The sequence below is a fragment of the Rhizobium sp. BK312 genome (assembly GCF_014193605.1).
Lineage (GTDB): Bacteria > Pseudomonadota > Alphaproteobacteria > Rhizobiales > Rhizobiaceae > Rhizobium.
In genome coordinates, this window is sequence record NZ_JACHZP010000006.1 from 104,237 (window position 1) to 125,573 (window position 21,337).

Consider the following 21,337-nt stretch of genomic DNA (forward strand, 5'->3'; position numbering starts at 1 on the left):
CGAAATTAAGGCAAAGCCGGCGGCAAGCTGCCATGACACAATCAATGTTGCAGAAATGTGGTCAACGCCGGAATCCCGCCCGCCTGCAGGAAGTTTTCGATGGGCGCGGTAAGCTTGATCGTGCCGCCGTCGATGAAGACGGCGTGGTCGGCAAGGCGCCGCACTTCGGCCGGGTCATGCGAGACGATCAGCACCGTATTGCCGGTTTCGCGATGCAGAGTTTTCAGAAGTTCGACCATGCCGGAGCGCAGGCCGGGATCGAGCGCGGCGAAAGGCTCGTCCAGCAGCAGGATTGGCTTGTCGCGCACCAGAGCTCGAGCGAAAGCGGCGCGCTGGCGCTCGCCGCCGGAAAGCGTTCCCGGCTTGCGCTTTTCAAAACCGGCTAGTCCGACCCGCGCCAAAGCCTCCGAGACCTTTTGCCGATCTTCCTTCGAAAGCCTCAATGACGGGCTGATGCCAAGGCCGACATTGGTGAAGAGATCGAGATGAGCGAAGAGGTTGTTGTCCTGGAAGACGAGAGACACCGGCCGTTCGGCGGGATGCATGCGGCTCACGTCCTGTCCGGCGAGCAGGATACGGCCGCGATCAGGCTGTTCGAAGCCGGCCAGTAAATTGAGAAAGGTGGATTTGCCCGACCCTGACGGCCCGGCAATGGCGATGATCTTGCCCCGCGGCAATGCGCAATCGAAGCGGAAGTCATGCGTGCCGAGGCGCAGTTCGACTCCTTCCATGCTGATGCCTTCTGCCTTCATGATGCTGCTGTCAGTCATTTCGTCTGCTTTCGTCATCCGGCACGCCCTGGCCCGCGGTTCCGGCTATGGTCAGGAGAAAGCATACCAGGCCGAGGATCAAGGCATATCCGTCGGCGTCGTTGGTGCGGTAGCTGCCGAGCTTGCTGTAGACCAGCCAGGGCAGGGTCATCAGGCTGTCGGAGCCGAAGAGTGCGACGGCGCCGAGATCGCCGAGCGACAGGGCCATTGCGAAGGAGAGCGCCGTGAAGAGCGGTTTGCGCAGACCCGGCCAATCGACCATGCGCAGGCGCGCAATGCCGTGAAGGCCGAGGCTTGCCGCCAGCCGCCCGGTGCGGCTGACATGGACAGTATAGGCCGGCTCGATGACGCGAATGACGAAGGGCAGCGCCATCAGCGCATTGATGACAATGATGAGGACGGCCGCAAAGCGGCTGGGATCGCCCAATGGCCTGAGCGCCAGGAACCAGCCGGTTGCCAGCACGATCGGTGGCACCAGCAGGATGAGGGAGGAGCTTGCGCCTAATGCGATCGCCAGGCCGTGCAGGCCGAGGGACTTTCGGCGATCCGCCGATATCACCGAGCGGGCGCGAATGATCGCGAAGGATGTCAGCACGGCTAAAAGGCCCGCAGCAAGCGCGATTGCAAGACTTGTGATTGCCGCCTGCAGGAAGATTGGCTGGGAGACGAGCTTGAAAAGATTGGCCTTGAGGCCGGTCACGACGACTGCAGCAAGCGGCATGCCGAGAAAGAGCGTCGCGGCGGCCAGCAGCGCAGCATCGATGCATCGCGCAGCCATCCCCTGTCCATCGATGCGGCGCAGCGCCCGGCCAGCCGTCAGTCCGTGATCGTCGGGAGCTCGAAACAGCGTCATGACGCTGAGTACAAGGAGGGTGACGACGATCTGCAGCAGCGACAGCATTACGGCGCGGCCGGGATCGAAATCGAAGCGGAGCGCCTGGTAGATCGCCACTTCCAGCGTCGTTGCGGCCGGGCCGCCGCCGAGGATCAGGACCAGCGTGAAGCTGGTGGCGCAGAGCATGAAGATCAGGCCGGCGATGCCGGGAACGAGGCCGCGCAGGATAGGCCATTCGATGAAGCGGAAGACCGAGATGGGCTGCATGCCCAGCCCGCCGGCCACGAGCCAATATTCCGCTGGCACACGCTCCAGTCCGGCTAGCATCAGTCGGCAGGCGAGCGGCATGTTGAAGAAGACATGCGCAAGCAGGATACCGGCCAGGCCATAGATGCTGACGGGCTGCGACAGGCCGAGTGCTGATAGCGCCTGGTTGATGAGCCCCTGCCGGCCCCATATGCCGAGCAGGCCTAGTGCGCCGATCAGCACCGGCAGGCCCATCGGCACGGCCATCAGTCGGATCAGCCACAGCCGGCCGGGAAAGCGCGGCTGGCGCGCCAATGCGCGGGCGACCGGAATGGCGAGCACAATGGAGAGCAGTGTCGAAAGCACCGCCTGCAGCAGTGTGAAGCGCAGGATGCGCAGCAGATATGGGTCTGTGAGCGAGGTGTCGCCGCCGGATTCGATGCCGGCGGAGAGGAGAACAAGAACGGCGATCCCGACGAAGAGCGCAATGCTGCCGAGGCTGAACGCCCCGCCGGAAATAGCGCGTCTTCGCTCGGGTGCCGTGAGTATGATCAAGGCATCAGTTGCCGCTGGTGGCGGTCAGCCATTCGTCGATCCAGGCTTTACGGTTCTTGTCGACGTCCGCAGGGCTCATCAGGAAGGTCTTCGACGGCACGACGAGCTTGCTGAAGGCATCCGGCAGGGGCTCGGAAGTGGCGGAAACCGGCATCATCCAGTTGCTTGTCGGAATGATGTCCTGGAAGCCTGCAGAGATCATGAATTTCAGAAAGTCGCGGGCCAGATCTTTGTTCGGGGAAGCCTTGATGAGGCCGGCGACCTCGATCTGAATGTAATGCCCTTCCGAGAAGGCGGCTGCCTGATAGCGATCGGTCTTGTCCTCGATCATGTGATAGGCCGGTGACGTCGTGTAGGAGAGCACCATCGGCGCTTCGCCCTTGGTGAAGAGGTCATAGGCTTCCGACCAGCCGGGAGTGACCGTCAGGATGCGGCCTTTGAGCTTCGCCCAGGCATCGGCGGATTTGTCGCCATAGATCGACTTGACCCAGAGCAGCAGGCCGAGACCCGGCGTCGAGGTGCGCGGATCCTCGATGACGATCTTCTGATTGGGATCGCCTTCGACGAGATCCTTCATGCTCTTGGGCGGGTTCTTGACGGTCTGGCTGTCATAGATCACGGCGAAATGGCCGTAGTCGTAGGGCACGAAGACGTCGTCCTTGAAACCGCCGGGAACCTTGAGGGCCGAGGTGTCGACGCCGCTTGCGTCGAAGAGGCCGGTATCCTTCGCTTCGTCGATAAGATTGGTGTCGAGACCGAGAACGACATCGGCCTTGGTGCCCGTTCCTTCCAGTTTGAGGCGGGAGAGAAGTGCAACGCCATCGGTGACGGCGACGTAATTGACCGTGCAGCCGCAGGTCTTTTCGAAAGCTGCCTTGACCTTGGCACCAGGACCCCAGTCGGCCGTGAAGCTTTCATAGGTGTAGATGGTCAGGGTCTTGTCGGCTGCTTCAGCCGTCTGAGCAGCAAAAAACGTTGCGCCGGCGGCAAGGGCCAGGCCGGCGAAGAATGACAATAGCGATCGGTTTTGCACGACAGCGCCTCCACTTTGGTTTCGTCTTGAAGGGGAAAGGGCGCTATGATTTCGTCACGCGTCTAATCCCTCCGCCGGTGTTAGCCGGATCAGGTTCCGCGGGTTGGCCGGTGAAAGCCTCTCAGCCAAATATCCTGAAGGACATAAGGCACCCCGTTAGAGCGTCGGCAGATTTAGCCTTGTGACGGAGGGATGACAAGGGAAATGATTCCCTTGCCGATTGCAGCATGAAGGATTTACTCGGCAGCCTCCGCGACCGCTGGGCTTTCAAATTTCTTCGCGGCACCCGGGAGCTGCACATTCTTCAGCGTCAGCGAGGTCAGGAGACCAAACATGCAAATGCCGGCTGCCGTCATGAACAACGGGCTGAAGGCGCTTGCATAGGCGTTGGCGACGGCCTCGCGGGTAATCTCGGGCAAGGCGGCCATCATCTTCGGCGTCAGCTCCTCGATGTTCGGTACGCCGGATATGGAAACACCGACATTGCCGAGTTTGGCGGCGATGATGGCGCCGTAGATGGAGATGGCGATGGAGGCGCCGCCCATGCGCGACAGCGTGACGGCGCCGGTCGCAGCGCCGACGTCACGGGCAGCCGCTGCATTCTGTACGCCGATAACGGGCACCTGCTGGGCAAGGCCGATGCCGATGCCGTGCAGCAGCATCAGGCCGCCAATGAGGACGATGGGCGTGCCGGCATGGACGAAGGCGAGTGAAGCGAATGCGATGGTGCTGCAGCTGGCGCTGGCGACGGCAAACGGCTTGTAACGGCCTTTGGCCGCGATCAGTCGGCCGGCGGAGAGCGAGCCGCAGACGATGCCGCCGGTCAGGAGAATGAACAGCAGCCCGGCCATGGAGGGAGAAAGGCCTGTCGTCGTCTGCAGGAAGAGCGCGAAGTAATTGACCATGCCGATAGCGACGGCGCCGCTGGTGATCGAGAGGATCAGCAGAAGGCCGAATGTCGGATTGCGGAACAGCGTCATCGGCACAATCGGCTCGGGTGCGCGGCGCTCGATGAAAACCCAGGCGATGGCGCAGATTACCCCGAAGGCAATAATACCAAGGCATTGCGGCGATAGCAGCGACCCGAAGAGTTCGCTTCCGTCGGCAGCAAGCACAATGCTTGTCGTCGTCAGGGCAAGGACGATGGCGCCGGCATAATCGATCTTCGGACGGCGGGCAGGCTTGCGGTAGGGCAGCATGAAGGCCAGGCCGGCAAGCACGATGAAGCCGATCGGTACGTTGACGAGGAAGATCGAACGCCAGCCGAAAAGATCGCTCATCGTGCCGCCGAGAACGGGGCCGATGGCGCCCGACGCCATCAGCACGAGGCTCGAATAGCTCTGGTAGCGCGCACGCTCGCGCGGCTCGAAGAGATCGGCGTTGACAGCAAATATCGAGACCATGATGCCGCCACCGCCGAAGCCTTGAAGGACGCGGGCGGCGATCAGCGTATCCATCGAGACGGCTAGACCGCAGACGGCAGAGCCGACCGTGAAGATCGCGATCGCCGTCATCATCACATATTTGCGGCCGAAGAGATCACCGAGCTTGCCGTAGACGGGCATGACGGCGGAAAGCGAGAGAAGATAGGCCGATCCGATCCAGCCGAAGCGATCCAGATGCCCGAACTCGCCGACGATCGTCGGCAGTGCCGTCGAGACGATCTGGTTGTCGAGCGTTGCCATGAACATGGCGGTCATCAGAAAGAGGAAAAGAATAAGCCGCCGTTTGTGATCCGCCACGAGCGGTGTGAAGCTTGTCTGCATGTCCATGGAGCAAGAACCCGAACTGGGCCGGAACGCTGCGCTATCGAGCGAATGCGCGGGACGCCCGGTCTTCATGGGCGAATATATGTGCTATTAGCATATAATTGTCAATGGCAGGTGAATGCCATTTGCATGTTTTGTTTCGTCCCGACCTCTGCTATGCTTTAGGGATGACATCTGCGCCGAATACAAAAGATATCGAAGTTCCGACGCTGGCCGAAGACGAGAAGTTTCTGCGCATCGGTCAGGCGATGATGCGCATGCGCTTGCTGACCGGCCGTCGCATGATCGGCAGGCTCGCCATTCAACACGTGGCTCCGGGGCTTGAGCTTTCGCATCTCGATGTGCTCGATGTCGTGCGGCGGGCGGAAGATACGGGCGAAGTGACAGTCGGTACGATCGCCGAGCTCTTGCGCATCGATCCATCGCGCGCGAGCCGCATCACTGCCGACATGGTGGCGCGTGGTGTGTTGCGGCGAAAGGCATCGCAGGCGGACGCGCGACGTATCGTCGTGGTGCTGACCGCACTCGGGCAGCGCTTGCTGTCGGAAATCCAGGTGCAGAAATACGCCGTTATCGGAAGCATCTTTGCCGATTGGTCGCCCGAAGACATCGAAAGCTTTTCGTTTCTCTTCGATCGTTATGTCAGCGGCTATGAACGTGTCGTCCAGGCCGCCATGAAGGAAACGACCGAATGATCGGCTCGGCCGGGCCGTTCCAGTAACGGCGCTCTTCCCTAGAGATAGGACTTTGCGCTATGGGCTTGCCTCATGAGCCAGTCCACCACCTTCACCATCCTGCTCGGCGGCGAGCTTCGCCTGACGGAGCGATTGCGCGCCGCGGTTTCCGGTAGCCACTTCATCGCGGCCGACGGCGGCATGCGCCATGCCCTCGCGATTGGGGTGGAACCGGAGCTGTGGGTTGGCGATTTTGATTCCACGCCTGCCGATCTGCAGGGAGCCTTTCCGAATGTGCCCAGGCAGCCCTATCCGGCGGCGAAGGCTGCGACCGACGGCGAGATCGCCGTCTCGGAAGCGATCGATCGCGGCGCCACGAGACTGATCCTGGCGGGCGCCATGGGCGGCGAACGCTCCGATCATGCGATCCAGCACCTGCTTTATGGTATTCAGCTCGCCGAAAAAGGCTTCGACGTGCTGCTGACGTCGGGTGACGAGGAGGCGGTGCCGCTTCCGTCAGGCGATCTCACGCTGGCACTGCCGGCTGGCTCGCTGTTCTCCGTTCTTGGTTTCAGCGATCTGGCGGGCCTTTTCATCGACAATGCCCGTTACCCCTTGCGCGATTTTCATTTGCCCTTCGGCGCATCGCGCACCATTTCCAACGTGGCGGAAGGCGATGTGCGCTTTTCGCTCGGCAGCGGCAGGGCCATTGTTCTTGCCCGCCCTTATGACCTTTCCGGAGTCTGATCTTGGCCCCTCCCATTCTGAAACTCGACGACATCTTTCTGAGCTTCGGCGGTGCGCCGTTGCTCGCCGGTGCCGGCCTGCAGGTGGAGCCGGGCGACAAAATCTGCCTTGTCGGACGCAATGGTTCCGGCAAGTCGACGCTGTTGAAGATCGCCGCCGGTCTCGTCGAAGCGCAATCGGGCGAGGTATTCCGTCATCCGTCGTCGACCGTGCGCTATCTTGAGCAGGCACCTGATTTTGCCGGTTACAAGACGGTGGCGGCCTATGCCGAGGCCGGTCTTGGGCCTGGCGATGATCCCTATCGCGTCACCTATCTGCTCTCCCATCTCGGCCTGACCGGGGAGGAGGATCCGAAGAACCTTTCCGGCGGTGAAGCGCGCCGCGCGGCACTGGCGCGCGTTCTGGCGCCCGAACCGGATATCCTGCTGCTCGACGAGCCGACGAACCATTTGGACTTGCCGACCATCGAATGGCTGGAAGGCGAGCTGCAGAAGAGCCGCAGCGCGCTCGTTCTGATCTCGCACGACCGGCGTTTCCTCGAAAAGGTGTCGACCGCGACCGTCTGGCTCGATCGCGGCACTTCGCGTCGTCTGGACAGGGGCTTTGGCCATTTCGAAGCCTGGCGCGACCAGGTGCTGGAAGCCGAAGAGCTGGAGCAGCACAAGCTCGGCAAGCAGATCGAACGTGAAGAGCACTGGCTGCGCTACGGCGTGACGGCGCGGCGCAAGCGCAACATGCGCCGCCTCGGCGAATTGCAGGATATGCGCTCGCGCTATCGCGGTCACAAAGGCGCTTTGGGCACGGTACAGGCGGCTGCTTCCGATGCGCAGGAAAGCGGCAAGCTGGTGATCGAGGCGGACAAGATCACCAAGTCCTATAATGAGCGGGTCATCGTCGCGCCGTTCTCGATCCGCGTACATCGCGGCGATTGCATCGGTCTCGTCGGCCCGAACGGCGCCGGCAAGACGACGCTTCTGAAGATGCTGACCGGGCAGCTGGAGCCGGATAGCGGCACTGTAAAGCTCGGCACCAATCTGGAAATCGCCACCCTCGACCAGAAGCGCGAGGAGCTGAACCCGGAAGATACGCTCGCCAACTATCTGACCGACGGTCGTGGCGAGAACCTGCTCGTCAATGGTGAGCAGCGGCATGTGACCGGCTATATGAAGGAATTCCTGTTCCAGCCGGAGCAGGCGCGCACGCCGATCAGGAACCTCTCCGGCGGCGAACGCGCGCGGCTGATGCTGGCCCGTATCCTGTCGCGGCCGACCAATCTTTTGATCCTCGACGAACCGACGAACGATCTCGACATCGAGACGCTCGACCTGCTGCAGGAAATCGTCTCCGGCTTTGCCGGCACGGTCATCCTCGTCAGCCACGATCGCGATTTCCTCGACCGTACTGTGACCTCGACGATCGCGCCCGCCGATCCGGAAGAGCCCGACGGGCGCTGGATCGAATATGCCGGCGGCTATTCCGACATGCTCGCTCAGCGCAAGGGGGCAATCGAGGAGCGCAAGCGGGCGGAAAAAGCAGCCGAAAAGCCGAAATTGGCCGAAGCTACAGCGCCGGCCGGCGAGAGCTCGAAGGGAAAGGGCAAGCTTTCCTACAAGCAGAAATTTGCGCTCGAAAACCTGCCGAAGGAAATGGCGAAGGCGGAAGCCGAGATTGCCGCGCGCGAAAAGAAAATGGCCGATCCGAACCTCTTTTCCAAGGATCCCGCAACCTTCAACCGCCTTGCGGTGGAAATGGAAAAGCTGCGCGAAAGCCTGATCAAGATGGAAGAGGAATGGCTGGAGCTCGAAATGCTGCGCGAGGAGCTGGAGGGCTGATGTTTCTATCGGCTCATCCTATGCGCGTCTTTACTATCCAGTAAAAACAATCGGTTGCGCTCGATCGCTGGCGGTTCATTCCCTGTTGTCGAATCCGATAAACCGTTTATACATAAACGCATGTTGCCGGACCACGCTCCGGTTGATACCCCCGGGCCGGCGCGGCCCGTGGCGCATGTTGGGGAAGTCCGAAGCGACCTGGTTTCACCGCGCCTGATGGCGACAGGTTCTTCGCGGAAAGTTGCAGACAAATTTCGTGAGCGTACCGTAATGACGGCGCCTGCTGCCGCATGCGGTTTTTCAAGGGGTGCTTCATGCCGATGCTGCCGCGTGCCGTCTTGTTGAGCTGTGTTATTGCCGTTTTATCGAGTGCCCAGGCGCTTGCGCAGGGTGCGCCGCCGGCGCCACCCGTTACGGTCGCCAAGCCTGTCGTTCGCGATGTCGTCGACAGTGACGAGTTCATCGGGCGCTTTCAGGCGGTCGATGAGGTTTCCGTGCGCTCGCGGGTCGGCGGTTACCTGCAGGAGGTGCATTTCCAGGACGGCGCGATCGTCAAGCAGGGAGATCTGCTTTTTGTCATCGACCAGCGGCCCTTCATCACTACTCTGAACGAGGCGACCGCCTCGCTGGAAGTGGCAAAATCGTCGCTGACGCTTGCCGATGCGCAATATAAACGGGCGGAATCCCTGTCGACGACGGGCAGCCAGTCTGCTTCGACGCTCGATGATCGACGCCGCGATCTCATTTCGGCGCAGGCGAATGTGCGCGGTGCGCAGGCGACGGTCGATCGCGCCAATCTGGACATGGATTTCACCAGGATTACCGCGCCGCTCAGCGGTCGTATCGACCGGCGCCTGATCTCGGTCGGCAATCTCGTGCAGGCCGATCAGACCGTGCTGACGACCATCGTGTCGCTCGATCCCATCGATTTCTATTTCGATGTCGATGAGCGCCGGCTGCTCTCCTACGCTGACGAGGCCCGCAAGAATGGCAGCGCCCTGCAGCAGGGCGGTGGCGGTCTCGATGTGACTGTGACGATTGCCGATTCCAAGCAGAAGCCTTTCAAGGGCAAGCTCGATTTCGCGGAAAACCGTGTCGACAACGAGACCGGAACGATCCGCGTTCGCGCGCGCTTTCCCAATCCCAATCTTATCCTGCAACCCGGCCTTTTCGGACGTGTTCAGGTGCAGGGGTCCAACAGCTACAAGGCGATCCTCGTGCCGGATGAAGCCATCGGCTCGGATCAGAACCAGCGCGTCGTCTATACTGTCGATACCGCCGGCAACATCACGCCGAAATCCGTGCGTCTCGGGCCGAAGCTCTATGGCTATCGCGTCATCCGCGACGGCATGAGTGGCGACGAGACCATCGTCGTCAATGGGCTGATGCGTATCCGGCCCGGCGTCAAGGTGACGCCCCAGCTGATCGAGCTGCCGCAGCAGGCGACGAATGACGAGCCGCCGGCCCAGGCCGATGCACAGGGGACCAGCCAATGAGGTTTTCCCACTTCTTCGTCGATCGGCCGATCTTTGCATCGGTCCTATCCATCGTGCTGCTGATCGTCGGCGGCATCGCCTATTTCCAGCTGCCGGTGGCGCAATATCCTGAAGTCGCGCCGCCGACCATCGTTGTGCGTACCTCTTATCCGGGTGCCGACGCGCAGACCATCGCCGATACGGTGGCGACGCCGATCGAACAGGAAATCAACGGCGTCGAGGACATGCTCTATATGTCCTCCTATTCCAGCGCTGACGGCTCCATGGCACTGACGATCACCTTCAAGCTTGGCACCGATCTCGACAAGGCACAGGTGCTGGTGCAGAACCGCGTCGCCATTGCCGAACCGCGACTGCCCGATGATGTCCGCCGCATCGGCATCACTACGGTCAAGAGCTCGCCCGACCTGATGATGGTCGTGCATCTCCTCTCGCCGAACAATCGCTACGACCAGCTCTATATTTCCAACTATGCCCGTACGCGCATCCGCGACCTTCTGGTTCGTCTCGATGGCGTCGGCGACGTCCAGCTCTTCGGCGAGCGCCAATATTCGCTGCGTATCTGGCTGGATCCGGAAAAGCTCGCCGCCTACGGCATGACCGCCGGCGACATCGTTCAGGCGCTTCGCGATCAGAACGTGCAGGTTTCCGGCGGTACGATTGGCGGGCCACCGGTGTCCGGCACCAACGCGTTCCAATATACCGTCACCACGCAGGGGCGTTTTTCCGACGCGCGGCAATTCCGCTATGTCATCGTGAAGGCGACGGGCAACGGTCGTCTCGTGCAGCTGCAGGATGTCGCTCGCATCGAGCTCGGCGCGCAGGACTACGTCACCAACAGCTATCTGAACGGCAGCCCGGCGGTGGCGCTCGGCGTCTTCGCACGCCCGGGCACGAACGCGCTCGATGCCGCCGCCGATATTCAAAAGACGATGGAAAGCCTGGCGCAGGATTTCCCGCAGGGGCTCGAATACCGCATCATCTATAACCCCACGGAGTTCATCGCCGAATCCATCCACGAGGTCTACAAGACGATCTTCGAGGCGGCTATCCTCGTTGCCATCGTCGTGCTGGTCTTCCTGCAGTCCTGGCGGACGGCGATCATTCCAATCGTCGCCATACCGGTATCGTTGATCGGCACCTTCGCGTTCCTGCTCGCCTTCGGCTTCTCGCTGAACATGCTGACGCTGTTCGGCCTGGTGCTCGCCATCGGCATCGTCGTCGATGACGCGATCGTTGTCGTTGAGAATGTCGAGCGAAACCTCGCGCTCGGCATGACGCCAAAAGAGGCGTCGCATGTGACGATGAACGAGGTGGGTACGGCGGTTCTGGCAATCTCGCTGGTGCTGATCGCCGTCTTCGTGCCGACAGCCTTTATCCCCGGCATCTCAGGCCAATTCTACCGGCAGTTCGCGGTGACGATTTCGGTCGCGACGGCGATTTCGTGCCTGAACTCGCTTACGCTCTCGCCGGCGATCGCCGCGATCGTGCTGCGGCCGCATAGCCACAAGAAATCCAACAACATCTTCGCGCGCTTCGGCCGTGGGCTGGGCGATGGGTTCAACCGCGGCTTCGAGCGGATGAGCAGCGGCTATTCATGGATTATCCGACACCTTGTGACAACCTGGGCGGCGCTTGCCTGTGCACTTCTCGTCTTCGCAGGGTTGCTCGCGGGAACCTGGTATATGGGCAGGATCGTCCCGCAAGGCTTCGTTCCAACCATGGACCAGGGCTATGCCATTGTCGTCGTGCAGCTGCCTGACGGCGCGTCGCTTGCGCGCACCAATGCCGTCATCCAGAAGGCGACCGATATCATCAGCAAGACGCCTGGTATCGCCAATGCCGTCGCCTTCGCCGGCTTCAACGGTGCAACCTTTACCAATGCCTCAAACTCGGGCGTCATCTTCACGCCGTTCAAGCCATTCGAGGAACGCCTGAAGACCGGGGATACGGCGACCAAGATCATCGGCCAGCTTTATGGCAGCTTGCAGGGTCTCCAGGAAGCCTTCATCATCGCCATTCCGCCGCCTTCGATCCGCGGCGTCGGCAATTCCGGCGGCTTCAAGATGCAGATCATGGACCGGGAAAATCCCGACATGCGCCGCATCCTGCCGCTCGCCTACCAGATGATGGGCGTTGCCGCACAAAATAAGGGCGTCAGCGGCGTCTTCACCACCTTCTCCGCCAACAGCCCGCAATATTTCCTGGCGATCGACCGTGATAAGGCGCGCGCACTCAACGTGCCGATCCCGAATATCTTCGAGACGCTGTCGATCAACCTCGGCACGTCCTATGTCAACGACTTTAACGCCTTCGGCCGCGTCTACCAGGTGCGGGCGCAGGCAGACCAGCAATATCGCATGGATCGCGAGGACATTCTGGCGCTGAAAGTGCGCTCGGCGACGGGCGCGCTGGTGCCGCTCGGCACGCTGGTCGATATCCGCGATACGACCGGGCCGGCGCTCGTCCAGCGCTACAACATGTATGTCTCGGTTCCCCTGCAGGGCAATCCGGGACCGGGGGTTTCCACGGGTACTGCACTCGATACCATGGAGGGGTTGGCCAAGAACCTCTTGCCCTCGGGCACGACCTTCGAATGGACCGAACTCGCCTATCAGGAAAAGCATACCGGCAACACGGCGATCTATATCTTCGCCCTATCGGTCATCTTCGTCTTCCTGGCGCTGTCGGCGCAATATGAAAGCTGGATCCTGCCGCTTGCGATCATCCTCATCGTGCCGCTGGCGGTACTGGCGGCGCTGATCGGCGTGCATCTGAGAGGAATGGACAACAATATCCTGACGCAGATCGGGCTAATCGTGCTGATCGGCCTTGCGGCCAAGAACGCGATCCTGATCGTAGAATTCGCCCGGCAGGCGCAGGCAGAGGGAAAGAGTGCGGTGGAGGCGGCGATCGAGGCCAGTCATCTGCGCCTGCGCCCGATCCTGATGACGGCCTTCGCCTTCATCTTCGGCGTCGTGCCACTGATGATCGCCACCGGTCCCGGCGCCGAAATGCGTCAGTCGCTCGGTACGGCCGTTTTCTCCGGCATGCTCGGCGTGACGCTGTTCGGCCTGTTCCTGACGCCGGTCTTCTATGTCGTCCTGCGCAGGCGGCGCAAGCAGGCGGAAGCCGCGCAGGAGCCCTCGGCCACAGATGCCGCAGCACAATGATATCTAACAGAGGAGAGGCCGAGCGTTTCACGGGAACCGCTCGGCCTCTTTATCTGGCTGCTTTCAGGCAATGCCAGACGCAAAGCGGTTCAATATTCTTTCGCTGAATGCATTATAGATGCGGATTGCGCGGTCTATATTTCTTGACCAGCCGCTGATTGGTTTCCTTGGCGCCTGGCATGTTGGCGCTGAGGTAGACGGGTGGATTGCCATCTTTACAGAGTTCGGCGGCGACATCGGCGAAGATGGCGTTCAGCACCGTCGCGCCGACGGCTGTTGAGGCCGGCCCGACCTTCAGCTCCGTTCCCGACAGCTCTATCATCGCGTCACCGGGCGGCAGGCCGTTGTCCAGCACGATATCGGCGATATCGGCGAGCTTCCTACGTCCATTGGCGATGGCGGCCGAATAGGCGAGCGACGTGATGGCGATGACCGTTGCGCCGATCTCGCGGCCATAATCCGCCGCCTCGATCGGTGCTGCGTTGACGCCGGAATTGGAGGCGATGATCAGCACATCGCCCGGCTGCATGCCGTAGCGCTCGAAGACCGGGCGGATAAGGCCTTCGGTGCGTTCATAGACCGAACTGATGACGGCGCCTTCATGCAGCATGGCGGAGCCCACGAGCACGGGAATGGTGAAGGCGAGGCCGCCGGCGCGATAATGCACCTCTTCGGCCAGCATATGCGAATGGCCGGTGCCAAAGACATAGACGCGGCGGTCGGCGCGCGCGGCCGCGCAAATGGCGGCCGAGGCCCGGGACATGGGCTCGGCCAACGTTTCGCGCAGGGTCTCTAACCGACCGATGAGAGCGGAGAAATAGTTGTCCGTGACTGCGCTCATGCCGAGCTTCCTCATACGCTGTGTCAGGCCGAAGCTTGACCTGAGATCCATGTTTCCGTGACTTCGATGCCGTCGTTTATGTGAACGAGATCGGCACGCATTCCCGGCGCCAAATGGCCGCGATCGGCAAGCCGGAGGAAGCGGGCAGGGTAGGAGGTCGCCATGCGCAGGGCTTCAGCCAATGGCAGCTCGAGAATATTGACGCCATAGCGAATGGTCGAGGCCATATCGACATCAGAGCCTGCCAGCGTGCCGTCATCGAGCGTCAGCTTGGAGCAATAGCCGCCCTTGGTGCGATAGACCGTGCGGCCGTTCAGCGTGAAACTCGGAAGATCGGTGCCGACCAGCGACATGGCATCGGTGACAAAGAACAGACGGCCCTCACCGCGTTTCGCGCGCAGTGCAACCCTAAGCGCCGTCGGCTCGACGTGATGACCATCGGCGATGATGCCGCACCAGGGGGCGGGATGGTCGATCGCTGCGCCGACGAGGCCGGGCGCACGATGGCCCATCTGGCTCATGGCATTGAAAAGGTGGGTAACGCCGCGGGCGCCGGCGTCGAAGCGCGCATCGGCGGCTTCAGCCGTGCAATCGCTATGGCCGATGCTGACGATGACGCCGCCTTCGGCGAGCGCCTGCACCTGCCGCTCCGTCACCTGCTCGGCCGCCATGGTGACCAGCAGCGTGCCGATCGCCTCGCGGGCGCGGATGAAAGTCTTGACGTCGCTGTCTTCGACCGGACGCATCAGTTCGGCCAGATGCGCACCCTTGCGGGCAGGCGCCAAATGCGGGCCTTCCAGATGCAGGCCGGCGACGCCGCGATTGGCCTTCACGGCTTCGATGGCCGCTTCGATCGCGGCCGTCGTTGCGGCTGCGACATCCGTTATCAGCGTCGGCAGCACCGATGTCGTGCCGTAGGGGCGGTGCCCTTCGGCGATCATGTACATGGACGCCGGCGAGGGCTCGTCATTCAGCATGCGGCCGCCGCCGCCGTTGACCTGCGCGTCGATGAAGCCCGGAGAGAGAACGCCGCCTTTCAGCTGAATGGTTTCGGCATTATCGGGCACATCGTTGATGCCGGTGATGGCATGGATGCGGCCATTGCCGATCACCAACGCGCTATCCTCGTGAAACCGGTCGCCATCGAAGATGCGGGCGCCGGTAAAGACCTTGTAGTCCATCACATGGTCTCCGTTACCTTGAGAAGATTAGCCGGCTTATCCGGGTCGAAGCCCTTGCGGCGGGTCACCGACTCGATGAGGCGATAGTAGCACAGCAGCGACACGAGCGGGTCGAGCAGGCCGTTGCCTGTCGTCGGCATGCGCAGGTTGATGCCGGCAAGCGGCGCGGTCGAGAAGGAGACGGCGGTGGCGCCGAGCTTCTGGAGCCGTTCCAGCGCCTTGGCATTGTTGGCGAAGGCTGCGTCGTCGGGCGAAAAGGCGACGATCGGGAAGCCCGGCTGCACGAGGCGCATCGGCCCGTGCATGAGTTCGGCGAGCGAGAAGGCTTCGGCATGAAGGCCGGCGGTTTCCTTCGCCTTCAAGGCCGCTTCGAGTGCAATGGCGAAAGCCGGGCCACGGCCGCCGGTATAGAGCGAGGAGGCGTCGAAGAGCACATCTTCGGCCGCCCTGCCGTCGATGCCCGAGGTCGCGGCAAGCGCCTCCGGCAGCTTGGCAAGACCATCGATCAGCGCCTTGTCCTGCGACACCGCAGCCGTGACACCGGCAAGAGCGGCAACCGAGGCGATGAAGGATTTGGTCGCGGCGACGCTCTGTTCCTTGCCGGCGTTCAGGCCGAGCACGATGTCGGCTTCCTTGGCGAGCGGGCTGTCGGTGACGTTGACGACGGCGATCGTCGTTGCGCCACCCTTCTTTGCGGCGGCCTGCATGGCGATGATATCGGGGCTGCCGCCGGACTGGGAGACCGTGAAGTGAATGCCGCCCTTCAGGTGCAGCGGAGCGCCATAAACGGAAGCGATCGACGGGCCGACGGAAGCGACCGGGATACCGCAGGAGATTTCGAAGAGATATTTGAAGAAGGTGGCGGCGTGGTCGGACGAGCCGCGCGCGGCCGTCGTGATCAGGGATGGGCGACCGGTCGAGAAGAGCTTCGCGATCTCGGCAAAAGCAGGCTTTTCTTTTTCAAGCAGCGTCGCAACCACCTCAGGCGATTGGCCGGCTTCCGTCAGCATCAGGGATTGGGTCTCGCTCATAGGTCATCTCCAATTCTCAATTCAGCAACAAAATCATAAGCATCGCCGCGGTAATGCGAGCGGGTATATTCAACAACGCGGTGGTCCGCGAGGCGGGAGACACGCTCGATCAGAAGCGCGGGCGCTCCGGCCTTCACGGTCAGGATCGAGGCGGAGGTCGGGTCGAGCGTCACGGCGGTCAGCCTCTGCTGGGCGCGCACGGGCTTGAAGCCTTTGGCGGCCAGAGCGTCATAAAGCGATCCCTCGGATATGGCCTCCTCACCCAGGAACTTGATGGGAACGACGGCGCGCTCGATGGCGAGCGGCTGGCCATCCGCCAGACGCAGTCGATCGAGCCGCAACACGGGCTCATCAAGGCCGAGGCCGAGCAGGAAGGATTCCTCCGGCGCGGGCGCGCTAACAGTGCGGGACAGGATGCGCGCTGCGGGTTCGCGGCCGCGCGATCGCATGTCTGCGGAAAAGGAGGAGAGCCGCCAGAGCGGCTGCTCGATGCGCTCCACATGCTGCGAGACGAAGGTGCCGCTGCCGTGGCGGGATTCGATGACGCCTGAAGTGAGCAGGTCGCGATAGGCCGTTCGCACGGTAACGCGGCCGATTTCCAGTGCGCTGGCGAGATCGCGCTCGCCCGGAAGTGCCGTGCCCGGTTTCAGCAGACCCTCCTGGACCAGGCCGGTCAGCGCTTGTGCCAGGCGCTTATATAGCGGGCCGCTACCAGCCCCGTCGCTGAGGCCGCGATTATTCAATTCGGCGATCAAACTGGTTCTATCCATGGCCGTCATATAGAACCTATTTAGAACCAATTCACAAGGTGAATCTGTCCGCAGTGCAAAAAAGAATCGGCCGGGCGCTTTGGACGCCCGGCCGATTAGTGTGAGAGCAGGGCATGCTCCAGAGCAAATTCAGATTTTAAGTCCATTCGGCCTAAAATCTGAATTCGTTCTGGAATCAAGGAAGTAGAGCATGATGTCGTCCGAAAACCGCTTCACACTTTTCGGCATCATGCTCGGCTTTAGTTCTTCGTGAAGATGTAATCCGTTTCCTGCCGCAATACCTCGCCCGGGCGGAGCACAGCATTGGGGAAGCCTTCATGATTGATGGCGTCCGGCCAGACCTGCGTTTCCAGGCAGAAACCGGCAAACGGGCCGATCTTGCGGCCGTCATGACCGGGAACCGGCACATCGAGCTTGAAGCCGGCATAGAACTGCACGCCGGGCTCGGTGGTGCGCACTTCGAGCGAGACGCCGGAATTGACGCTGCGGGCGAGCACGACGGAGCGTTTGGCGGTGCGCTCGCTGGAGAGGCAGAAATTATGGTCGTAGAGCGCCTGCTCGCTTCCTTCGAAACGCTTCATCGGCGACATCTCGCGGAAATCGAAGGCAGTGCCTTCGACGGAGCGGATTTCCCCTGTCGGTATCTGTTTGTCGTCCGTCGGTGTGTAGTGATCGGCGGCGATCATGATGTCGTGACCGAGCGCATCGTCGCGGCCGTCGAGGTTGAAATAGGCGTGCTGGCAGACATTGGCGAGAGTGGGCTGGTCGGTGGTCGATTCATAGGTGACCGACAATTCGCCATTGCCATGCACCCAATAGGTTGCCTGGATCGTGCAGTTGCCGGGATAGCCGGCGCGGCCGTCGGGGTCGACAATCTTCAGGACGACACGGTCGGTATCGTGCTCGACGATGGTCCAGTTGCGCTTGGCGATATTGTCCTTGCCGCCATGCAGATGGGTGACGCCCTTTTCATTGAGCTCCAGCTGATACTGCTTGCCGTCGAGCGTGAAGCGGCCGGCGCCGATGCGGTTGGCGCAGCGGCCGGGCGTGGCGCCGAAATAGGAGGAATGAGCGGGATAATCGGCGAAATTGTCGAAGCCGAGCAGAAGCGAGGGCTCGTGGCCGTCAAGGCGCAGATCCTGGATGACCGCCCCCCAGGACATGATATGGGCGGTCAGGCCGCCACCGACGATCTTGACGCGATAGACGATATCTCCATTCGCCGTCGTCCCAAAATGTTCCCGCTGCAAAGTGCTTTCCGTCATATCAGCTCATCCATTGCTTTTGAGTATGCGAGGTCAGACCCTGCCTCCATTCGCGCCGTTCCGCAACCAGTTCGATGGCGAAATTTAGGGGCGGGTGGGAAGGGGGCAAGGTCTGATTAGGCGCTTTGCCCATAGCTAGTAGATTGACACGTTATGCTGTGAATGTGCGGCGCAGAAGACAGGCGGTCGATTTCGTCCTGATCCGTCCAGCTTGTCGTGAAGAGAGTTGGCTGTCCGTCTGCTGAAAAGCGTTCGAATTAATTGGTTCGACCCGTCCGCTTTTTCGGCCTTCATGATTACCATCAACCTGTCGCCGCGAACGGCGAGAAGGATATAGAACGCCTTTTGACTGTATTTTTCCACATAGGAGCTCCAGCGTCCCATACCTGCCGCGTAGCTGGCGTTTGCATAACTGCTCGTCTCCGCGGTAGCGCTCCAGCCATTGCTGGTGCTGATCCTCATAAACCTGCCCTGCCTGATTATTCCCATGCGGCATTTTTCACCGGCGCTGGCGTTGGAGTCGATCTGTTCCCATTGGCCGGAGAAGCCCCATTCTTCGGATCTTGCCTGCTGCGAGACGAACAAAATGGTTGCGATGAAGAGAAGTAATTTTGCAGCGCAGCGCACGCACATCTCCACCGGTTTTCGCAGCGAGTCGCGGCGATATCTGCTGCACTTCTCTTTCTACAAATGGTTGTGTCTATTTGGTGGCGCAACGGCATGCAAATGCTGATCCCTCAGCGCGACAATTCCCGCGTCGCCTTTTCCAGTCCGCCGAGGGTCAGCGGATACATGCGGTCGCTCATCAGCCCGCGCATCATCGAGATCGAGGTCGTATAAATCTAGTGATTTTCCCGAACGGGTTGGGCAGATCCATTTGCGAAGGTGCCTTTATGTAGCGTACTTTCACTGGAGGCACTGTGCCGCCAAGACTATTGTAGCTTACGCAGCTTGGCTTCGGCCCCTTTTCTCACATTCGGAGCGATGAACTGATCAGGAAAGGCGAGGGCGGCGTTATAGTCTGCTATCGCCTTCTCCGTGTTGCCAATTTTGGCAAAAGCACTCCCGCGAGCGATCAGGCATTCGGGGCAGATCGGTCGAGTGGAGAGGGCAAGATCATATTGAGAAAATGCTGAATCGGTCATGTTTTTATTCAAATATGCATTGCCAATCCCGATCATCGCATAAACATTCTCTGGCTGCAGCTTGAGGCAATCTTGGTAGTCTTGGATCGCGCGATCTGGTTCGCCTCTGGTCAACAGGAGGTCAGCCCGCACACGCAGGGTGAGCGGCTTTGCAAATTTGTCTTTCATCGCTTTGTCGAAATCCGCAAACGCCTCTTTGTCTTTGTTCAAAGCGGCGTAGGCCTGTCCCCGACTGACAAAATCCGTGCTGAGTTTTGGGTTTAAATCCAATGCCTTTGTATAATCCTCTATCGCCAGCTCATATTTGTTCATAGCAAAATACACACCCGCTCTGTTTTGGTAATATGTGGGGAGCATAACACCGTCGGGTTCAGCGAGCTGTATAGCGCTAGTGTAATCGGCTACAGCCTTGTCATATTGCATCGCAACGCCATATGCTTCCGCCCGGTTGCCGAAAGCGTCTGACGATTTCTGCTTAGCGAGTTCAGCAGTACACAGGGTAATCGCCTCTTCACCCCTTGCTGAAAAACACGTCGCTTCTGTCGCGGTTGTAGTGAGCGCGAGGCTGGAAGCAAACGTCATGTCAGGCCAGGTTGATAGCACCAACAACATGATTATAGCTGTGAAAGCATTGGTATTAATTTGCATTTGCCTGCTCGCTTTTTTAAGCTTCGTATCTGGCAGATATCGAAAGATCATCTTGATGAAATGCGGATCAAGTTGGATATACTATGCAAGCTCAATTTTTCCGCTGTTATATTGAACCAATTTATGACGCTTAGCGCGACAACTCCCTTGTCGCTCTCTCCAACCCTCCAAGCGTCAGGGGATACATGCGGTCGCTCATCAGGCGGCGGATGATGGAGATGGAGGTCGTGTAGCCCCAGTCATTTTCCGGCACCGGATTGATCCAGATGCATTTGCGGAAATGGCCGGTCATTCGGGCGAGCCAGGCCTCCCCAGCCTCCTTGTTCCAATGCTCCACCGACCCGCCCGGCTGAGAGATCTCATAGGGGCTCATGGATGCGTCGCCGACGAAGACGACGCGGTAGTCGGGACCGAAGGTGCGGATGAGGTCGGTCGTGGCGGTAATGTCGACGCGCCGGCGGCGATTGTCCTTCCAGACGCCCTCGTAGAGGCAGTTGTGGAAGTAGAAATACTCCATGTGGCGGAACTCCGCGCGGGCGGCGGAGAAGAGTTCTTCGACGACGCGGATATGGTCGTCCATCGAGCCGCCGACATCGAAGAACATCAGCAGCTTGACGGCGTTGCGGCGCTCCGGCCGTGTCTGGACATCGAGATAGCCATGTTCGGCGGTGGAGCGGATGGTGCCGGAAAGATCCAGTTCTTCGGCGGCGCCTTCGCGTACCCAGCGTCGCAGGCGTTTCAGCGCTACCTTGATGTTGCGGGTGCCAAGCTCCACGCCATCGTCGAGATTCCTGAAGTCGCGTCGATCCCAGACTTTTACTGCGCGGCGGTGGCGCGAGGTTTCCTGGCTGATGCGCACGCCTTCGGGGTTATAGCCATAGGCGCCGAAGGGCGAGGTGCCCGCCGTGCCGATCCATTTCGAGCCGCCCTGATGCCGGCCCTTCTGCTCGGCCAGCCGCTCGCGCAGCGTCTCCATCAGCTTGTCGAAGCCATCGAGCGCCTCAATCTGCCGTCTTTCCTCTTCGGTCAGATGCCGCTCGGCGAGCTTGCGCAGCCATTCCTCGGGAAGGACGGTCGGCTCCGCCGCTTCTCCATCGGCATTGCCGCCGATCGCCTCGACGCCACGAAAGTAATCGGCAAAGACCTGGTCGAAACGGTCGATGAAGCGCTCATCCTTGATCAGCGTCGCGCGGGCCAGATAGTAGAAAGCCTCGACGTCGTAGTCGGCGATCCCTTCTTCCATTCCCTCAAGCAGCGACAGGAATTCCCGGAGCGTCACCGGAACCTTCGCTTCCTTGAGCTTCAGGAAGAAGGGAATGAACAAGC

General features: G+C 60.8%; 17 protein-coding genes and 1 riboswitch. Of the genes, 5 read left to right on the forward strand and 12 right to left on the reverse strand.

The window, feature by feature from the left end:
- Positions 1–41: 41 nt before the first annotated feature.
- From FHT85_RS18055 to FHT85_RS18070, 4 genes are all read right to left on the reverse strand, one after another.
- Positions 42–770: an ATP-binding cassette domain-containing protein gene (locus FHT85_RS18055; protein ID WP_112410961.1), complete on the reverse strand. Its 729-nt coding sequence runs from the start codon at positions 768–770 to the stop codon at positions 42–44.
- On the reverse strand, positions 763–2,403 hold the full coding sequence (thiP, locus tag FHT85_RS18060; protein ID WP_112410978.1) for a thiamine/thiamine pyrophosphate ABC transporter permease ThiP: 1,641 nt from the start codon (positions 2,401–2,403) through the stop codon (positions 763–765). The genes FHT85_RS18055 and thiP overlap by 8 nt, the downstream gene beginning before the upstream one ends.
- 7 nt (positions 2,404–2,410) lie before the next feature.
- A complete protein-coding gene (gene thiB, locus FHT85_RS18065; RefSeq protein ID WP_246780031.1) occupies positions 2,411–3,403 on the reverse strand; it encodes a thiamine ABC transporter substrate binding subunit in 993 nt (330 codons plus the stop codon).
- 85 nt (positions 3,404–3,488) lie between these two features.
- Positions 3,489–3,605: riboswitch (TPP riboswitch) on the reverse strand.
- 70 nt (positions 3,606–3,675) lie between these two features.
- Positions 3,676–5,211 carry an MDR family MFS transporter gene (locus tag FHT85_RS18070; RefSeq protein ID WP_112410963.1) on the reverse strand — a complete coding sequence of 512 codons (1,536 nt, stop codon included), beginning with the start codon at positions 5,209–5,211 and terminating at the stop codon, positions 3,676–3,678.
- 164 nt (positions 5,212–5,375) lie between these two features.
- Here FHT85_RS18070 and FHT85_RS18075 point away from each other — a divergent pair, with 164 nt between their 5' ends.
- The 5 genes from FHT85_RS18075 (at position 5,376) to FHT85_RS18095 (ending at position 13,130) form a co-directional block, all read left to right on the forward strand.
- On the forward strand, positions 5,376–5,903 hold the full coding sequence (locus FHT85_RS18075) for a MarR family winged helix-turn-helix transcriptional regulator (protein ID WP_112410964.1): 528 nt from the start codon (positions 5,376–5,378) through the stop codon (positions 5,901–5,903).
- Positions 5,904–5,975: 72 nt separating this feature from the next.
- Complete coding sequence (locus tag FHT85_RS18080) at positions 5,976–6,629, forward strand: thiamine diphosphokinase (protein ID WP_112410965.1); 654 nt, start codon at positions 5,976–5,978, stop codon at positions 6,627–6,629.
- A 2-nt stretch (positions 6,630–6,631) separates the two neighbouring features.
- Positions 6,632–8,461, forward strand: coding sequence for an ABC-F family ATP-binding cassette domain-containing protein (locus FHT85_RS18085; RefSeq protein ID WP_112410966.1), 1,830 nt, complete (start codon positions 6,632–6,634; stop codon positions 8,459–8,461).
- Between the two features lie 320 nt (positions 8,462–8,781).
- Complete coding sequence (locus tag FHT85_RS18090) at positions 8,782–9,957, forward strand: efflux RND transporter periplasmic adaptor subunit (protein WP_409527343.1); 1,176 nt, start codon at positions 8,782–8,784, stop codon at positions 9,955–9,957.
- Positions 9,954–13,130 (forward strand): efflux RND transporter permease subunit, encoded by a 3,177-nt coding sequence (locus FHT85_RS18095; protein WP_112410967.1) that lies wholly within the window; start codon positions 9,954–9,956, stop codon positions 13,128–13,130. The genes FHT85_RS18090 and FHT85_RS18095 overlap by 4 nt, the downstream gene beginning before the upstream one ends.
- Positions 13,131–13,242: 112 nt before the next feature.
- On the opposite strand, the gene FHT85_RS18100 is transcribed toward FHT85_RS18095, so the two are convergent.
- The 8 genes from FHT85_RS18100 to FHT85_RS18135 all read right to left on the reverse strand — a co-directional run bounded on the left by FHT85_RS18100 (position 13,243) and on the right by FHT85_RS18135 (position 21,335).
- A complete protein-coding gene (locus FHT85_RS18100; RefSeq protein WP_112410979.1) occupies positions 13,243–13,971 on the reverse strand; it encodes an SIS domain-containing protein in 729 nt (242 codons plus the stop codon).
- Positions 13,972–13,994: 23 nt separating this feature from the next.
- Positions 13,995–15,152, reverse strand: a complete 1,158-nt coding sequence (nagA, locus tag FHT85_RS18105; protein ID WP_112410968.1) for an N-acetylglucosamine-6-phosphate deacetylase — start codon at positions 15,150–15,152, stop codon at positions 13,995–13,997.
- Positions 15,152–16,183: an SIS domain-containing protein gene (locus tag FHT85_RS18110; protein WP_112410969.1), complete on the reverse strand. Its 1,032-nt coding sequence runs from the start codon at positions 16,181–16,183 to the stop codon at positions 15,152–15,154. The genes nagA and FHT85_RS18110 overlap by 1 nt, the downstream gene beginning before the upstream one ends.
- Complete coding sequence (locus FHT85_RS18115) at positions 16,180–16,953, reverse strand: GntR family transcriptional regulator (RefSeq protein ID WP_112410980.1); 774 nt, start codon at positions 16,951–16,953, stop codon at positions 16,180–16,182. Before FHT85_RS18115 ends, FHT85_RS18110 begins: the two co-directional genes overlap by 4 nt.
- Positions 16,954–17,192: 239 nt before the next feature.
- Positions 17,193–18,218, reverse strand: coding sequence for an aldose epimerase family protein (locus FHT85_RS18120; RefSeq protein ID WP_112410970.1), 1,026 nt, complete (start codon positions 18,216–18,218; stop codon positions 17,193–17,195).
- Between the two features lie 135 nt (positions 18,219–18,353).
- Entirely contained in the window at positions 18,354–18,845 is a 492-nt protein-coding gene (locus tag FHT85_RS18125; protein ID WP_162709808.1) for a hypothetical protein, read from the reverse strand.
- 305 nt (positions 18,846–19,150) lie between these two features.
- Complete coding sequence (locus tag FHT85_RS18130; protein WP_112398110.1) at positions 19,151–20,011, reverse strand: tetratricopeptide repeat protein; 861 nt, start codon at positions 20,009–20,011, stop codon at positions 19,151–19,153.
- Between the two features lie 130 nt (positions 20,012–20,141).
- Positions 20,142–21,335 (reverse strand): vWA domain-containing protein, encoded by a 1,194-nt coding sequence (locus FHT85_RS18135; RefSeq protein WP_112412982.1) that lies wholly within the window; start codon positions 21,333–21,335, stop codon positions 20,142–20,144.
- Between the last annotated feature and the right edge of the window lie 2 nt (positions 21,336–21,337).

Bases quoted from the DNA above. Each gene is read 5' to 3' on its own strand.
- FHT85_RS18100 (WP_112410979.1), bottom strand. From the start codon at position 13,971: ATGAGCGCAGTCACGGACAACTATTTCTCCGCTCTCATCGGTCGGTTA.
- FHT85_RS18070 (WP_112410963.1), bottom strand. From the start codon at position 5,211: ATGGACATGCAGACAAGCTTCACACCGCTCGTGGCGGATCACAAACGG.
- FHT85_RS18055 (WP_112410961.1), bottom strand. From the start codon at position 770: ATGACTGACAGCAGCATCATGAAGGCAGAAGGCATCAGCATGGAAGGA.
- FHT85_RS18090 (WP_409527343.1), top strand. From the start codon at position 8,782: ATGCTGCCGCGTGCCGTCTTGTTGAGCTGTGTTATTGCCGTTTTATCG.
- FHT85_RS18095 (WP_112410967.1), top strand. From the start codon at position 9,954: ATGAGGTTTTCCCACTTCTTCGTCGATCGGCCGATCTTTGCATCGGTC.
- FHT85_RS18080 (WP_112410965.1), top strand. From the start codon at position 5,976: ATGAGCCAGTCCACCACCTTCACCATCCTGCTCGGCGGCGAGCTTCGC.
- nagA (WP_112410968.1), bottom strand. From the start codon at position 15,152: ATGGACTACAAGGTCTTTACCGGCGCCCGCATCTTCGATGGCGACCGG.
- FHT85_RS18120 (WP_112410970.1), bottom strand. From the start codon at position 18,218: ATGACGGAAAGCACTTTGCAGCGGGAACATTTTGGGACGACGGCGAAT.
- FHT85_RS18115 (WP_112410980.1), bottom strand. From the start codon at position 16,953: ATGGATAGAACCAGTTTGATCGCCGAATTGAATAATCGCGGCCTCAGC.
- FHT85_RS18075 (WP_112410964.1), top strand. From the start codon at position 5,376: ATGACATCTGCGCCGAATACAAAAGATATCGAAGTTCCGACGCTGGCC.
- FHT85_RS18110 (WP_112410969.1), bottom strand. From the start codon at position 16,183: ATGAGCGAGACCCAATCCCTGATGCTGACGGAAGCCGGCCAATCGCCT.
- FHT85_RS18130 (WP_112398110.1), bottom strand. From the start codon at position 20,011: ATGCAAATTAATACCAATGCTTTCACAGCTATAATCATGTTGTTGGTG.